Genomic DNA, 15,206 nt, shown 5'->3' on the forward strand with positions numbered 1-15,206 from the left:
AACGTTGTTTTTAAGGAGAATTATACACTAAGTCAATGTCAACGTCTAAGTCTAAGTCAACGTCAATGTCAACCATGAAAAACTTTGCACTCATAGGAGCCGCGGGATATATTGCTCCACGTCATTTAAAAGCAATTAAAGATACAAACAATGTCTTGTTGGCTGCATTGGATAAAAATGATAGTGTAGGCGTTATGGATAGCTATTTTCCAAAAGCTGATTTTTTTGTAGAGTTTGAACGTTTTGATCGTCATATTGAAAAGCTAAAACGCCAACAAAATATTCAGTTGGATTATGTAAGTATTTGTACTCCTAACTACCTACACGATTCTCATATTCGTATGGCATTACGCAGAGGAGCCGATGCGATTTGCGAAAAACCGTTAGTATTAAATCCATGGAATGTGGATGCTTTAGAGTCAATTGAAAGAGAAACTGGAAACAGCATCAATACGATATTACAATTACGATTGCATCCGAGTATTATTGCTTTAAAAAACAAAATTGAAAAAGAAAATAAGAATGAAAAGTACGAAGTAGACCTAACCTATATCACCTCAAGAGGAAATTGGTATGATATTTCTTGGAAAGGTGATGAGAGTAAGTCTGGAGGTATTGCAACCAATATTGGAATACATTTTTTTGATATGCTATCCTGGATTTTTGGAAATGTACAAGAAAATAAAGTGCATCTTAGAGAAAAACACAAGGCGTCAGGCTACTTAGAATTTGAAAAAGCCCGTGTTCGTTGGTTTTTATCAATTGATGAAACTACTTTGCCAAAAGAAATTCAAGAGAAAGGGCAAAGAACCTATCGTTCTATTACGGTAAATGGAGAAGAAATTGAATTTAGTGGAGGCTTTACGGATTTACATACTATTAGCTACCAAGAAATTTTACAAGGAAATGGCTTTGGTTTACAGGAAGCAAGACAATCCATTGAAATTGTGCATGATATTAGAAATAAAGATGTGTTTGTTTCAGATAATCATCATGCTTTTTTAAAGCTTTAACACTAGTTTTTAAAATAGTCAGAAATGAGTCAGTTAAAAAAAGGAGCTATTTTATCTTATGTTACAATTGTATTAACAAACATTGTAGGTTTAGTTTTAACTCCATTTATAATTGAAAAGTTAGGAGATGCTGAATATGGGTTGTATACTTTAATTGGAGCTTTTGTCGGTTATATTAGTGTTTTAGATTTTGGACTTAATAACACAATTGTAAGGTTTGTAGCTAAATATAGAGCGGAAAAAAATAAAGAGGCAGAGGAAAACTTTTTGGGAACTACAATACTTATTTATGGAATAATATCTTTAGTTATTCTTTTTTGTGGTGCACTACTCTATTTTAATTTAGACAGTATTTTTTCATCTTCATTAACCAATACCGAACTAGAAAAAGCTAAGGTAATGTTTGTTATTTTGATTTTTAATTTAGCAATAACATTACCCGGAGGAGCTTTTGCGGCTATATGCTCTGGTTATGAGCATTTTGTTTTTCCAAGAGCTGTTAATATAGGAAGGTATATATTTAGATCGTTAATGGTTGTAGGGCTGTTAATGTATGGAGGAGACGCAGTAGGTTTGGTGATTTTAGATACAATTATGAATGTGCTAGTTATCGTTTTAAATAGTGTTTATGTTTTTAAAAAGATTAAAGTTAGCTTTAGTTTTAAAGGAACAGAACTGGCTTTAGTAAAGAAGATTTTTTCTTATTCTGTATGGGTTTTTGTTTTTGCGCTAGTAAGTCAGTTTCAGTGGAAAGTTGGACAGGTTATTTTGGGAACATTAACAGATACCGTTACAGTTGCAATTTATGCTGTTGGTATAATGTTAGGAACTTATTATGGAGCTTTTTCTACAGCGGTATCAGGTGTTTTTTTGCCTAGAGCCACAAAAATGATAGTTGAAGAATCATCAAGTTTAGACTTAACACTAATGATGGTGAAAATTGGGAGAATTTCTTTTTTAGTTTTATTACTAATTTTAGGAGGCTTTTTATTATTTGGTAGACAGTTTGTTTTTTTATGGGTAGGTGTTCAATATGAGGATTCATGGTTTGTTGCTACTGTAATAATGGTTGCTTATACAGTAGCTCTTGTACAATCTTTTGCACATCAAATTCTTGAGGCGAAAAGTAAATTTGCTTTTAAAGCTGTAGTATACATAAGTTTTTTAAGTCTAGGTACTATACTAGGAGCTTATTTGGTAGGGAGTTATGGTATAAAAGGTATGGTAGTAGGAACTACGATAGGTTGGATTATTAGTCAAATAATAATGAACTACTATTATAATAATGTTATAAATTTAGATATTAAGTTGTTTTTTATAAAGTTGTTTTCAGGTACATTGCCAACTTTTATATTGATAATGTTATTGAGTTATTTCATTACATTTATTACTATTGATGGCTGGAGTGGGTTACTTATTAAAATAACATTTTTTTTCATAATCTATTCTTTTTTAATGTTTAATTTAGGAATGAATAAAAGCGAAAAAGATATTGTAAGAAGTTTTTTACCCCGTTTTTAAATAAAAGAAAATGTTCAAAGTTAATAATATAAGATTTACAGATTCAGGAAAGAGAATAGATTATGATTATACTTATGATAAGGCAATCTCTAGGTTCTTTGATAAAAAGGAAATATTTTATAGTAGTTACAATATAGATGTTTCTAATGTTCCAAATAGTATAGCTGTTATACCTTTATTAGTTAATATTATGCCAATTTCTTGGTTTGCCGGTTTTGATGTTTTTGTAGATGAGTTAGATAAAGAATTTTTACAGTCTTTGGAACAGATAAAAAAAGAGTTTGTAAAAAATCATCCTGAAATAAAACCTCAAGAAAGTAAGCTTATTGTAAATAATGAAATTAAAAATGTCTATGAAGTAAACCAAGTAGCTATGTTATTTAGTGGAGGGGTTGATGCATATACAACTTTTTTCAGGCACTATGATAAAAAGCCCCATTTAATAACTATACATGGAGCTGATGTTGAAATAGAAGATATTGAACAATGGCAAAGAGTTATTCAGATTAATAAAGAAGAACCAGTAATAAAGAATAATAAAAAACATTATGTAGAATCTAATATAAGGAGATTTTACACGCATCAAGTAGATTTATTATTACCTAATTTAGGATGGTGGGGAAAGGTACAACATGGTTTGTCTTTAAATGGATTAGTAGCTCCTCTTTCTTATGTTGAAGGATATCAAGAAAACTATATAGCTTCATCTTATACAGATAATATTAAAATAGCGTGGGGGTCAACACCAGAGATTGATAATAGTATTAAATGGGGGAATACTAGGGTTATTCATGATGGATATGAATTAAAAAGACAAGATAAGATTGATTTTATAGTTGATTTTATTAGAGAATCAAAGGGCTTTGTAAATTTACGAGTATGTTATTCTCTTTTGAATAAAAGTGTAAATTGTGGAAAGTGTGAAAAATGTTTAAGAACTATTATTGCAATAATTCTGAATAATGAATCACCAAATAGGTTTGGTTTTGAAACGGATGAACGAGTTTATAATCAAATAATAAAAATTTTTGAAAAAGGAATAGAGTCCAAAGGAACCAAATATTTTTGGTGGGAAATTTCTGAAAAAATTAAAAATACATCTTCGATTTACATTTTCAAAGATGAAAAAAAAGAAAAGGAAAAACTTAGGGAATTAAATAGTATCATAACGCAAAAGTTAACTGAAGTTATTGGGGGCAAGAAAAGGGAATTTGTGTCTAGGTTAAAATTTCGTTTACGAAGAAAATTTCCAAAAACATTCAATTATTATTTAAAATTTAGACAAAGAAAAATATGAAGTTCGGTTTATTAAAATATGAAGAAAATAAAAAGTTTTTTAACGTAGGAGATAATATTCAAAGTTTAGCTGCAAAACAATTTTTACCTAAGGTTGATGAATATGTAAGTAGGGAAAAAATGGCAGATTATGGAGGAGATAAGATAAAAATGATTTTGAATGGGTGGTTTACACATAATGTGCATAATTGGGTGCCTTCTGAAAAGATTGAGCCCCTTTTTGTTTCCTTTCATATAAATAATACTGCAGCTCCTTATATGTTAAATGAAAAAGGAATAGCATACCTGAAAAAACATGAACCTATTGGATGTAGAGATCAGTTTACGGCTGAAACACTTCAGGAAAAAGGAATAGATGCTTATTTTACAGGTTGTTTAACTTTGACATTAGATAATTATAAGGTCGAGGATAGTCAAAGGACTGATGAAGTTTATATTGTTGATCCTTTATATGGTTACACCACTTATAAAAAGGTAACATATAATTTTAGAAGGTTTGCGAAAAGTATTCTTAATGGCACTATATTTCAGATAGGAAGAAGTAATAAACATTTGAAGAATATTATAGATAAATCTTTATTAGAAAAAGCAATTTATATAAATCAAGAACCAGCGGCTAATAAATATACTACAGAAGAAAAGTTTGAGATGGGAGAGGACCTATTAAAAAAATATGCTAAAGCAAAATTGGTGATAACTTCAAGAATTCATTGTGCTTTACCATGTTTAGCTTTAGGAACTCCTGTAATATTTATTAATGGTTTTGATAGTTTTGTTGATTCTTGTAGGTTTGAAGGTATATTAGATTTATTTAATAGAGTTGATGTAAATAGTAAAACAGGAGAGTTTACTACAAACTTTAATTTAGAAGGAAAAATAAACGAAAACACAAAAATTAAAAATTTAGAAAAGCATCATACTTTGGCTAATAATTTAAAACAAAAGTGTAAAGAGTTTATTTTATCATAAAGATAGAAATGATAATAAATAAGAAGGAGTTAAAGGAGCAGTTGATTTTTAATTTGAGTATTCAGAAGAATAACGAGAAAGAAGTGTCTTTAAAACAATTTTATCGGTTATTGAATTAATGAGAAAGCAAATAACAATTCAGCAATCCAATCATCTTAAAGCAATAGCAATTTTGATGATGTTGTGTCTTCATTTATTTAATAGAGATTATCAAGGTATATTTAATCCTTTAATATTTTTAGGTACACAACCATTATCGTATTATATTTCTTTGTTTTGTGATGCATGTGTGCCAATTTTTGCTTTTGTGAGTGGATACGGATTATTTTATAAGTATGAGCAAAATAAAAATGATTATTTAAAGGGGAACTACTTAAGATTAAAAAAACTATATATTAATTATTGGGTAGTCTTAGTATTGTTTGCTGTTTTTTTAGGTCTTTTTTTAAATAAAAGTGGCTATCCAGGTGATTTTTATAAAATTATATTGAATATAACAGGTTTAGAAACAAGTTATAATGGTGCATGGTGGTTTTTCACTATTTATGTTTTTTTTGCACTTACAAGTAAATTTTGGTTTAGTTTATTAAATAAATTAAATGCTTATTGGTATTTCTTTTTTTTAGTAACTATTTATGTTTTAGCTTTTTATTTTAGGATTTACAAAACAGATATCTTTGATAATCCTTATTTAAAATGGATGCATGTAAAAGCGGCATTGTATTTTTGTACATTACTTCAATTTATGCTAGGTGCTTATGCGTTTAAATTTAATTGGTATAGTAAAGTGGATAAACTTTTTAATAAATTAAATTACAAAGAAATAGTATCTATATTAGTGATTGTATCAATGGTTGTTCTACATGCATTAATACCTAACTTAATAATTGCACCTTTTACAGCTTTGGTATTTATATTTATGTTTTTGCAAATTAAACAACCCAAATTTAACTATAAAATCTTAGATTTTTTTACTCCTCACGCTACCAATTTATGGTTGATACATATGTTTTTTTATCAAATTTTTTTTGCAGAATTTATCTACAACTTTCAATATCCCATAATAATTTTTATAGTGTTAGTAACCGCTTGTTTAGTGAGCTCTTTTATTATTAATTATATTATTTCTAATATAAATAGAATTATATGAAAATTTTATATATCACAAACGGTATTAATGGCGCAGGAGGTTTAGAACGCGTACTTTCTGTTAAAGCCTCATATCTTGCAGATCATTATGATTATGATGTAAGCATACTATCTTTAAATGACAACCATTTAAACCCGTTTTATACATTTTCAGACAAGATAACAATGTTAAGCATTTCGGTGACAGGAAATCCGCTCCAATATATCAAGGCGTATAAAAAGGGTATAACTCAAATTGTGGATCAAATAAAACCAGATGCGATTTCGGTTTGCGATGATGGATTAAAGGCATATTTTATACCAAAAATAGTTTCTAAAAAGACTTCTTTAATCTATGAGCGACATGTTTCCAAAGAAATAGAAATGCGTGATGATTATAGTTTTTTTAAGAAAGTAATGATAAGGCTAAAATGGAAGTTAATGGAACGTTTGGCAAAATCTTATCAAAAATATATAGTGCTAACTTCAGGCAATCTAAACGAATGGAAAAGCTTGAAAAATTTAGAGGTAATAGCTAATCCATTATCTTTTTATCCTAAGGAAAAATCTAGTTTATTAAAGAAACAAGTAATATGTGTAGGGAAACAGAGTTATCAAAAAGGACAAGACTTGTTACTGGATGCTTGGAAGAAAGTAAATCATAAATATCCGGATTGGAACTTAGCAATGTATGGAAAAATTGAACCTTCATTAAGTCTTGAGAAAAAAGCGAAAGAATTAAATATTATAAACTCAGTATCTTTTTATAAACCAGAGAGAGATATCCAAGATAAATATCTGGAATCGTCTATATATGTTATGTCTTCAAGGTTCGAGGGGTTTGGCATGGTATTAACAGAAGCCATGGCTTGTGGTTTACCTGTTGTTAGTTTTGATTGTTCTCATGGTCCAGCCGATATTATTACTGAGGAAGAAGATGGATATTTGATTGAAAAAGAGAATGTTGATGCGCTTGCTGCTAAATTAATCAAATTAATAGAAAATCAAGATCTTAGAATACAAATGGGGGCAAAAGCCAAACAAAATGTTAAAAGGTATTTGGTTGAAGAAATCATGAAGGAATGGGATTCGTTGTTTAAAGAGTTAACCAAATGAGAATAGTTTATAATACAGACCAAATATACTTGCATGGTGGTATTGAAAAGGTAATGGCAACCAAGGTAAATTATCTGGCGAAAATAGAAGATATTGATGTTTATATTATAACGACTGAACAAAAGAAAAAGCAACCATGTTATCTGTTAAATTCTGCTGTAAAATTAGAAGATTTAGGAGTTAACTATCAAAGAGGTTTATCCTATTTTAGTTGGGTAAACCTAAAAAAAGCAGTCAAACATTTGATAAAGCAGCGAAGAAAATTCAAAGAATTACAGCCTGATGTAGTCATATCTCCCAATTATAATTTTGACCATTATTGGCTACCATTTATTGTACCCAATAAAACAAAATTAATTAAAGAATTACATAGCTCCAGATTTTATGAAGTAGAAAAACGAAAACAAAAAAGTTTTAAAAACAAGTTGGCATGGAAGTTACAAGACTGGATTGAAGCTAAATACGATTATGTAGTAGTGCTTAATGACGATGAAGTGAAATATAGACCGGGGAACAACGCTGTTGTAATTCCTAATCCTACTATAGTACCTATGTATCAAGCAGATGTTATGCAAAAAAATGTCATGGCTGCTGGTCGTATTTCGCCTATTAAAGGATTTGATAAATTAATTGAAGCCTGGCAATTAGTAAATAAAGATTTTCCAGATTGGCAGTTACACATTTATGGCGATAATTATGGCAATACTAAGAATGACTTACAAAAATTAATAAAAACTTTAGCGTTAGAGCAAAGTGTTACTTTTAAAGAAAGCGTGACCAATTTGCCCAAAGCAATGCTTAACTATGGGATTTACGTTATGAGTTCAGAGACAGAGTGTTTTCCTACGGTTCTCTTAGAAGCTTTGTCTGTTGGTTTACCAATTGTGTCGTTTGATTGCCCTAATGGACCAAGACATATAGTTACTCACCAAAAAGACGGTTTATTAGTTGAACATCAAAATGTTGAAGCATTAGCAGAAGGGGTAAGAATGTTAATAAACAATGATGTTTTAAGAAACGAATTTAGTAGTTTTGCCAAAACCAGCGTGCAAAGATTTGAAGTTAATCAGGTTATGAAACAATGGTTATTGCTGTTTAAGAAAGTTAGTTAGACTTATGAGTATTGATTTTATACCATTAGAGTACTATACACCAATTTTTTTTTATACTATATTGTTGGTTGTGTTATTTACTTTTTTAGAGCTATTAACCAAAGGCATTTTAAAAATAAAGTATGGTTTGTTGTTAGTTTTTGCCATAGTACTGTATATGGGGTTACGACCTATAAGTGGTTTTTATTTTGGAGATACATCAACCTATGCACAAATTTTTGAAAGGTATCAAAACGGGTTTGCTATAACCACAACTAAAGATGTGGTTTTTCATTATTTCACCATGTTTTGTTCAACGATAATGGGCGTACATTCTTTCTTTCTTATTTGTGCCTTTATATATGTGTTTCCATTGTATTTAGTAAGTAAAAAATGGTTTAAGCAATATTGGTTTTATGCGTTTTTATTGTTAGTAGCATCATTTTCGTTTTGGGCTGGAGGAGTAAATGGTGTAAGAAATTCAATGGCAGGCTCTTTGTTTTTATTGGGGATTTCTAGAGATAAGCGCTTGTTTCAGTTTCTTTGGATTCTTATGGCAATTAGTTTTCATAAATCAATGCTATTACCAACTATGGGTTTTGTATTGGCTCAGTTTTATAATAAGCCTAAACATATGATTATTTTTTGGTTGTTATGCATTCCTTTATCATTAATAGCAGGGGAGAGTTGGGAAGTCTTTTTTGCTAACTTAGGTTTTGAAGATGATAGATTGTCTTATTTAACGCAAGGTAATGTTAACGATGATAAATTTAGCAGCACAGGTTTTCGCTGGGATTTTTTATTATATAGCTCTTGTGCAGTATATGCAGGTTGGTATTTTATAGTTAAAAAGGGTTTTAATGATAAGATTTACAATTGGCTTTTTATTACTTATTTAGTTGCTAATGCTTTTTGGATCCTAGTTATTCGAGCTAATTTTTCTAATAGATTTGCATATTTGTCATGGTTCATGATGGCTTTGGTGATAGTCTATCCATTTTTAAAAGAACGTATAATCAAACAACAATCGATGAAACTCGGATTGATTATAGTGATTTATTTTGCGTTCACATTTTTTATGAACGTCATATTAAAATAATAGTTTTATGAAAACAATTACAGTATTTACCCCCACTTATAATCGCGCTTATTGTTTGAGTCAGTTATATGAAAGTCTTTGTAGACAAACAAGTGATGATTTTAAATGGTTAATAGTTGATGACGGATCAACTGATAGCACAGCAGAATTAATCGAGGAGTGGATAAAAGAGAAGAAAATATGTATAAATTACCATTATAAAGAAAATGGAGGGATGCATACAGGGCATAATATGGCATTAAAATTAATAACAACAGAACTTAATATGTGTGTTGATTCAGATGATTATGTTCCAAAAGACTCTATAGAAAAAATTGTTAGCTTTTGGAAAAATAATAAGAGTAATAATTACGCTGGTATTTTAGGGTTAGATAGGTATAAAAATGGTGATTTGGTTAGCACAAAAAAATTCCCTAAAAATATTAAATCAGGTAAATATTCCTTGTTAAAGAGAAAATTTGGAGTAGTTGGAGATGTTAAGTTTGTATATGTTACTGATATTATAAAAAAATATGATGATTACCCCGTTTTTACGAACGAAAAATTTGTGCCATTAGGATATAAATATAGTAAGATTGATATGGAATATGATATGCTTTTTTTTAATGAAACATTATGTATAGTGGATTACTTACCCGATGGGTCAACTAGAAATATGTTTAAACAATACTACAAGAACCCAAAAGGTTTTGCGTTTAGTAGAATAGAATCTTTAAAAGGGCTCTACTCATTAAATGAAAAATATATTATTTGTATTCATTTGGTAGCAGAGTCTTTACTTTCAGGCCAATCCCCCTTTTATAATAATTCGAATAAATTATTAACATTATTTTCCTTTCCGTTTGGAGTGCTGTTGTATTTCCTAATTCTATTGAAAAATATAAAGCAATAACAATGTCAGTAGGTTCACGTTTTCAAAAATACCAAGTAATTATAAACTTTCTTGTTTTTATAAATAAAGTTATACCAAAAAAAATAAACAAATTATTTTTAGTTTTGTTTAGAAATATACCAACGCCTTTAGGGGTTTTAATTAGGTATGTCTTGTTAAAGAATATTTGCTTAAGTGTTGGTAAAAACTTAGTTGTATATGAGGGGGTTGTGTTTGATTCTCCTGAAACTATGAGTTTCGGAGATAATGTTTCAATAAACCCATATTGTTATCTCGCTGGAGAAATAATTATTGGAGATAATGTGTCTATAGCTCATACAACTGCTTTTCATAGCTATAATCATACATGGAATAATCCTGATTTGACTATTAATAGAAACCCACTATATTCAAAGAAAATAATTGTTAAAAATGATGTTTGGTTTGGTTGTAATTGTATAATATTATCTGGTGTAAAAATTGATAATCGTACTGTAGTTGCTGCTGGTAGTGTAGTGAATAAGTCGTTGAAATCTAATTCTTTATTTGCGGGAAACCCTGCACGATTTATAAAGAGTATTTAAAAATTTATATTTAGCTATTATCAGGCTTAAAATTACTGTGTGAAATATATTTAAAAATTTTGTAAGAAAAAATAAAAAATGAAAGACTATAAGATAGTAAATATATCTTCTGAAACATTATCGTTATTTAAAAAGTGTTTTGATAAAAATGGATCATCTAAGGAAGAAGAAAAAGTAAAATGGCAATTTTTAGAATCACCAATAAATGAAAGATACGTAGATATAGCGTTAGACAAAGAGAATAACAATATAGCAGCAATTTATGCAGTTTTCCCTGTTACTTTTATTTTAGATTCAAAAAATGTTACTGGTTCTCAGTCTCTTGATACAATGACAGACATAGACTATAGAGGAAAAGGACTTTTTGTGAATTTAGCTAAAGATGTTTACGACAAAGCTAGTCAAAATAATATTCAATTGGTTTATGGTTTTCCTAATGGTAATTCTATACATGGTTTTATTAGAAAATTAGATTGGGTAAACTTAGACCCAGTACCCTTTTTAATAAAACCACTAAAAACTAAATACTTCACAAAAAGAATATCTTTTTTGTCTTGGTTACCAAATATTAATTTAAGTAAGGTAAAAAAGACGCCAATAATCAATAATATATCTATAATTGAGAATAAATTTTTTCCAAATGAAGTAAATAATATATGGTGTGAGTTTTCGAAATCATTCAAAATAGCAGTCAATAGAGACAAAGAATATTTAGAATGGAGATATTTAAAAAAGCCTTTAGAAGACTATAGAATTATACATGCTTATACTAGAGAAAAGGAGTATTTGGGGTTTGTAGTGTTTACTATAAAAGAAAAACATGGTGGTAAAATTGGCTATATTATGGAGTTGATATATGATACAGCGAATAAATCAGTTGGAGAGGTTTTAATTGATTATGCAGTAAATGAAATAAAAAAGTCGCAATGTGATTGTGTCTTAAGTTGGTGTTTTGATCATTCTCCAAATTATAATGCTTTTAAAAAGTCTAAATTTTATAAAATACCAGAAAAATTAAAACCAATTGAATTACATTTTGGAGCAAGATCTTTTAATTCAGATGTTTCTGAAATAATTAATAATAGAGAAAATTGGTATTTAAGTTATTCTGATTCTGATACGGTATAAGATGAAAAAAAAGGGAAAATTTGTAATTTCATTGGATTTTGAATTACGTTGGGGAGGGGTAGAGAAATGGTCAATTGATTGTAAATACTCTTATTTCTTAGAAACAAGAAAGTCTATACCTCAAGTGCTTTTGCTTTTTAAACAAAATGATATTAAAGCAACATGGGCTACTGTAGGTTTTTTGTTTGCTAAAGATAAAAAACAGTTATTAGATTATTCGCCAAGTATTCAACCTACATACTCAAATCAAAAACTTTCATCGTATAATTATTTCAACGAAATAGGTAATAATGAAAAAAATGATCCTTATCATTTTGCTTATAGTTTGATAACAAATATACTTGAAACACCAGGACAAGAGTTGGGAACGCATACTTTTTCTCACTATTATTGTAATGAACTAGGACAAACTATAGAGGAATTCGAAGCAGATTTACAATCTGCTCAGAATTTAGCAAGAGATAATTTTGGAATATCATTAAAGTCTTTAGTTTTTCCACGAAATCAATATAACCCTTATTACTTAAATGTAGTTGAGAAACAAGGGATCAAAGTTGTCAGATCAAACCCAGATGTTTGGTTTTGGAAAAGCACTAAGGGTAAGATGATGCCAGCTTTTAGAGCTATGGATACACTATTCTCAATAAGCCGTTCATTATCATTTGATAGTAATGATCTAAAAAATAATAATAAAATTATTGAATTACCTGCAAGTCGTTTCTTTAGACCATACAAAGATAAAGAAATGTTTATTCAACAACTGAAGATGAATCGAATAAAAGGAGAAATGACTTACGCTGCGAAGAACAATTTAGATTATCATCTTTGGTGGCATCCACATAACTTAGCAGAAAATGTTGATAAAAATCATAATCAGTTAATAGAAATTATTAATCATTTTAAACAATTAAGAGGTAAATATGGTTTTGAGTCTACAACGATGGGTGATTATGCCAAGATTTAATTTTAACAGCTTATTATTAATAAAAAAAAGACTAACATTAAATACTTTATAAACGAATGATACCATACAGTCTCCTTCGCATAACTACCGTACCGATATCATTAAAAGTTTTATTAAAAGGACAGCACCGTTTTATGTCGTCAAATGGTTTTAAGGTTCTTGGAGTTTCTAGTAAAGGTCCAGAGTTAGAGGATGTTCAGGATGAAGAGGGGATCCGTGTAGTTAGTGTCGAAATGACACGAACGATAGCTCCTTTAAAAGACTTAAAGTCATTAGGAGACTTTTACAAACTTTGCAAAAAAGAAAAACCTACGATGGTACATTCTCATACACCAAAAGCTGGAATAGTGGGAATGTTGGGAGCAAAATTGGCAGGTGTACCTATTCGTTTACATACTGTGGCGGGTTTGCCTTTAATGGAAGCTAAAGGAATAAAGAGAAAAATATTAGATTTTGTAGAAAAGTTAACCTATGCTTCAGCAACGAAAGTATACCCAAATTCAAAAGGCTTATACGATTTTATTTTACAGCATAAATTTGTAGATAAAGAGAAGCTAAAAATTATAGGGAATGGCTCTTCTAATGGTATAGACACTAGCTTTTTTTCTATTAAACAGATTTCAGAAGAAAAGCAAAATCAATTAAAAGAAGAATTGAACGTGTCCGACGATGATTTTGTATTTGTTTTTGTAGGTCGTTTAGTTGGAGATAAAGGAATAAATGAGTTAGTTAGTGCTTTCTCTAAACTATCTAAAGAAAAGAAAAATATAAAATTAGTATTAGTAGGATCATTTGAAAGTGATCTAGATCCTTTGAATCAAGAGGCTTTAGAAGAGATAAGAAAGAATGAAAATATAATAGCAGTTGGTTATCAAAAAGACGTACGTCCTTATTTTGCGATTGCAAATGTATTGACTTTCCCTAGTTATAGAGAAGGGTTTCCCAATGTAGTAATGCAAGCAGGAGCTATGGGCTTACCAAGTATTGTTTCTGATATAAATGGCTGTAATGAAATCATAGAGGAAGGAAAAAATGGAATAATTATTCCTGTCAAAGATAGTACTGTAATATATAGCGCTATGCAGAGAATGATGGACGATGAGGTTTTTTATAAGCAACTAAAAGCCAATGCTAGAGAGATGATAGTGGTACGTTATGAACAATCGTTGGTGTGGAATGCTTTATTAGAAGAATACAATACATTACTTAAAGAAAGAGGGTATGCTGTATAAAAAAATAATAAAACGTTTTTTAGATTTTATTGTAGCCTTTTTAGGGGTTGTCGTTTTATTGCCAATTTTTCTAATAGTTACAATTGGGTTATTTTTTGCAAACCAAGGGAAACCTTTTTTCTTTCAAAAACGCCCGGGTAAAGATGAACAAATTTTTAAGGTCATAAAGTTTAAAACCATGAACGATAAAAAAGATGTTCAAGGAAGTTTATTATCAGATGCTAACCGACTAACAACTATAGGTAAGTTTGTAAGAAAAACTTCTTTAGATGAAATTCCGCAGTTACTAAATGTACTAAAAGGAGATATGAGTTTGATTGGCCCTCGCCCTTTATTACCTGAATACCTACCATTGTATAATGAGGAACAAAAGAAACGACATAATGTTCGTCCAGGCATTACGGGATGGGCACAAGTAAATGGACGAAATGCGATTAGTTGGCAGCAGAAATTTGCATACGATGTGTGGTATGTAGAAAATTTAAGTTTTGTATTAGATGTAAAGATTTTCTTTTTAACTTTTTTAAAAGTATTTAAATCAGAAGGAATCTCAAAAGAAGGTGAGGTAACAACAACTAAATTTTTAGGAAATGAAAAATAAGGTTTGTTTATACGGAGCTAGTGGGCACGGTAAGGTTATTAAAGATATTGCTACAAATAATGGTATAGAAGTAATTGCATTTGTAGATGATACACCAAAATTTGAAACTCTTCATGGTGTTCAAATTATAAAATCTTCGAAGATAGAATCACTAGTGAAAGAAAACTTTATAATTTCAATAGGAAATAATGAAATAAGAAAGAGAGTTAGTGAGTCAATTAAAGTGAATTTTACTTCGTTGATTGATAAAACGGCTATAATTTCCAAGTTTAGCTCAATAAACGAAGGGACAGTTGTAATGCCTTCAGTAATAGTGAACTCTGATACAAATATAGGGAAACATTGTATTATAAATACAGGAGCTGTTGTAGAGCATGATTGTACTATTGAAGATTATGTACATATTTCACCTAATGTAACAGTAACAGGAGGTGTTAATATAGGAGAAGGTACACATGTGGGAGCAGGGGCGGTAATAATACCAGGGGTAAATATTGGAAAATGGGTTACTGTGGGGGCAGGTTCAGTTATTATAAAAGATATTCCTGACTATGCAACAGTAGTAGGTAGCCCAGGGAGAATTATAAAGTAAA

Annotated in this window: 15 protein-coding genes; all 15 read left to right on the plus strand. The window is 29.6% G+C overall.

Features of this window, described 5'->3' with window-relative positions; all coding sequences use genetic code 11:
* The first annotated feature begins 74 nt into the window (after positions 1 to 74).
* The 15 genes from ACKTSU_RS02800 to ACKTSU_RS02870 all read left to right on the plus strand — a co-directional run bounded on the left by ACKTSU_RS02800 (position 75) and on the right by ACKTSU_RS02870 (position 15,205).
* The gene (locus ACKTSU_RS02800; protein ID WP_408035321.1) at positions 75 to 1,013 is read left to right on the plus strand and encodes a Gfo/Idh/MocA family oxidoreductase; all 939 of its coding nucleotides are present in this window, start codon (positions 75 to 77) and stop codon (positions 1,011 to 1,013) included.
* A gap of 24 nt (positions 1,014 to 1,037) precedes the next feature.
* Positions 1,038 to 2,534, plus strand: coding sequence for an oligosaccharide flippase family protein (locus ACKTSU_RS02805; RefSeq protein WP_408034846.1), 1,497 nt, complete (start codon positions 1,038 to 1,040; stop codon positions 2,532 to 2,534).
* Between the two features lie 10 nt (positions 2,535 to 2,544).
* A complete protein-coding gene (locus ACKTSU_RS02810; protein ID WP_408034847.1) occupies positions 2,545 to 3,831 on the plus strand; it encodes a hypothetical protein in 1,287 nt (428 codons plus the stop codon).
* On the plus strand, positions 3,828 to 4,799 hold the full coding sequence (locus ACKTSU_RS02815; RefSeq protein ID WP_408034848.1) for a polysaccharide pyruvyl transferase family protein: 972 nt from the start codon (positions 3,828 to 3,830) through the stop codon (positions 4,797 to 4,799). The genes ACKTSU_RS02810 and ACKTSU_RS02815 overlap by 4 nt, the downstream gene beginning before the upstream one ends.
* Before the next feature lie 118 nt (positions 4,800 to 4,917).
* Positions 4,918 to 5,949, plus strand: coding sequence for an acyltransferase family protein (locus ACKTSU_RS02820; protein ID WP_408034849.1), 1,032 nt, complete (start codon positions 4,918 to 4,920; stop codon positions 5,947 to 5,949).
* Positions 5,946 to 7,043 carry a glycosyltransferase family 4 protein gene (locus ACKTSU_RS02825; protein WP_408034850.1) on the plus strand — a complete coding sequence of 366 codons (1,098 nt, stop codon included), beginning with the start codon at positions 5,946 to 5,948 and terminating at the stop codon, positions 7,041 to 7,043. The genes ACKTSU_RS02820 and ACKTSU_RS02825 overlap by 4 nt, the downstream gene beginning before the upstream one ends.
* On the plus strand, positions 7,040 to 8,155 hold the full coding sequence (locus tag ACKTSU_RS02830; protein WP_408034851.1) for a glycosyltransferase family 4 protein: 1,116 nt from the start codon (positions 7,040 to 7,042) through the stop codon (positions 8,153 to 8,155). The genes ACKTSU_RS02825 and ACKTSU_RS02830 overlap by 4 nt, the downstream gene beginning before the upstream one ends.
* 4 nt (positions 8,156 to 8,159) lie before the next feature.
* Entirely contained in the window at positions 8,160 to 9,233 is a 1,074-nt protein-coding gene (locus ACKTSU_RS02835; protein ID WP_408034852.1) for an EpsG family protein, read from the plus strand.
* Positions 9,234 to 9,240: 7 nt separating this feature from the next.
* Entirely contained in the window at positions 9,241 to 10,125 is an 885-nt protein-coding gene (locus tag ACKTSU_RS02840; protein ID WP_408034853.1) for a glycosyltransferase family 2 protein, read from the plus strand.
* 2 nt (positions 10,126 to 10,127) lie between these two features.
* Positions 10,128 to 10,688 (plus strand): acyltransferase, encoded by a 561-nt coding sequence (locus ACKTSU_RS02845; protein WP_408034854.1) that lies wholly within the window; start codon positions 10,128 to 10,130, stop codon positions 10,686 to 10,688.
* A 78-nt stretch (positions 10,689 to 10,766) separates the two neighbouring features.
* Positions 10,767 to 11,816 carry a GNAT family N-acetyltransferase gene (locus tag ACKTSU_RS02850; RefSeq protein ID WP_408034855.1) on the plus strand — a complete coding sequence of 350 codons (1,050 nt, stop codon included), beginning with the start codon at positions 10,767 to 10,769 and terminating at the stop codon, positions 11,814 to 11,816.
* A 1-nt stretch (position 11,817) separates the two neighbouring features.
* Positions 11,818 to 12,780 carry a polysaccharide deacetylase family protein gene (locus ACKTSU_RS02855; protein WP_408034856.1) on the plus strand — a complete coding sequence of 321 codons (963 nt, stop codon included), beginning with the start codon at positions 11,818 to 11,820 and terminating at the stop codon, positions 12,778 to 12,780.
* Positions 12,781 to 12,836: 56 nt separating this feature from the next.
* Positions 12,837 to 14,012, plus strand: coding sequence for a glycosyltransferase family 4 protein (locus tag ACKTSU_RS02860; RefSeq protein ID WP_408034857.1), 1,176 nt, complete (start codon positions 12,837 to 12,839; stop codon positions 14,010 to 14,012).
* Entirely contained in the window at positions 14,005 to 14,613 is a 609-nt protein-coding gene (locus ACKTSU_RS02865; protein ID WP_408035322.1) for a sugar transferase, read from the plus strand. Before ACKTSU_RS02860 ends, ACKTSU_RS02865 begins: the two co-directional genes overlap by 8 nt.
* Positions 14,603 to 15,205: an acetyltransferase gene (locus ACKTSU_RS02870; RefSeq protein WP_408034858.1), complete on the plus strand. Its 603-nt coding sequence runs from the start codon at positions 14,603 to 14,605 to the stop codon at positions 15,203 to 15,205. The genes ACKTSU_RS02865 and ACKTSU_RS02870 overlap by 11 nt, the downstream gene beginning before the upstream one ends.
* The last annotated feature ends 1 nt before the right edge of the window (position 15,206 follow it).

The organism is Tenacibaculum aestuarii (genome assembly GCF_964510395.1).
GTDB classification, from domain to species: domain Bacteria; phylum Bacteroidota; class Bacteroidia; order Flavobacteriales; family Flavobacteriaceae; genus Polaribacter; species Polaribacter aestuarii.

What these genes read in the sequence shown, in the direction of transcription:
- ACKTSU_RS02870 (WP_408034858.1), top strand. Translation starts at nt 14,603, where the DNA reads ATGAAAAATAAGGTTTGTTTATACGGAGCTAGTGGGCACGGTAAGGTT.
- ACKTSU_RS02835 (WP_408034852.1), top strand. Translation starts at nt 8,160, where the DNA reads ATGAGTATTGATTTTATACCATTAGAGTACTATACACCAATTTTTTTT.
- ACKTSU_RS02810 (WP_408034847.1), top strand. Translation starts at nt 2,545, where the DNA reads ATGTTCAAAGTTAATAATATAAGATTTACAGATTCAGGAAAGAGAATA.
- ACKTSU_RS02820 (WP_408034849.1), top strand. Translation starts at nt 4,918, where the DNA reads ATGAGAAAGCAAATAACAATTCAGCAATCCAATCATCTTAAAGCAATA.
- ACKTSU_RS02855 (WP_408034856.1), top strand. Translation starts at nt 11,818, where the DNA reads ATGAAAAAAAAGGGAAAATTTGTAATTTCATTGGATTTTGAATTACGT.
- ACKTSU_RS02850 (WP_408034855.1), top strand. Translation starts at nt 10,767, where the DNA reads ATGAAAGACTATAAGATAGTAAATATATCTTCTGAAACATTATCGTTA.
- ACKTSU_RS02830 (WP_408034851.1), top strand. Translation starts at nt 7,040, where the DNA reads ATGAGAATAGTTTATAATACAGACCAAATATACTTGCATGGTGGTATT.
- ACKTSU_RS02860 (WP_408034857.1), top strand. Translation starts at nt 12,837, where the DNA reads ATGATACCATACAGTCTCCTTCGCATAACTACCGTACCGATATCATTA.
- ACKTSU_RS02805 (WP_408034846.1), top strand. Translation starts at nt 1,038, where the DNA reads ATGAGTCAGTTAAAAAAAGGAGCTATTTTATCTTATGTTACAATTGTA.
- ACKTSU_RS02840 (WP_408034853.1), top strand. Translation starts at nt 9,241, where the DNA reads ATGAAAACAATTACAGTATTTACCCCCACTTATAATCGCGCTTATTGT.
- ACKTSU_RS02815 (WP_408034848.1), top strand. Translation starts at nt 3,828, where the DNA reads ATGAAGTTCGGTTTATTAAAATATGAAGAAAATAAAAAGTTTTTTAAC.
- ACKTSU_RS02845 (WP_408034854.1), top strand. Translation starts at nt 10,128, where the DNA reads ATGTCAGTAGGTTCACGTTTTCAAAAATACCAAGTAATTATAAACTTT.
- ACKTSU_RS02825 (WP_408034850.1), top strand. Translation starts at nt 5,946, where the DNA reads ATGAAAATTTTATATATCACAAACGGTATTAATGGCGCAGGAGGTTTA.
- ACKTSU_RS02800 (WP_408035321.1), top strand. Translation starts at nt 75, where the DNA reads ATGAAAAACTTTGCACTCATAGGAGCCGCGGGATATATTGCTCCACGT.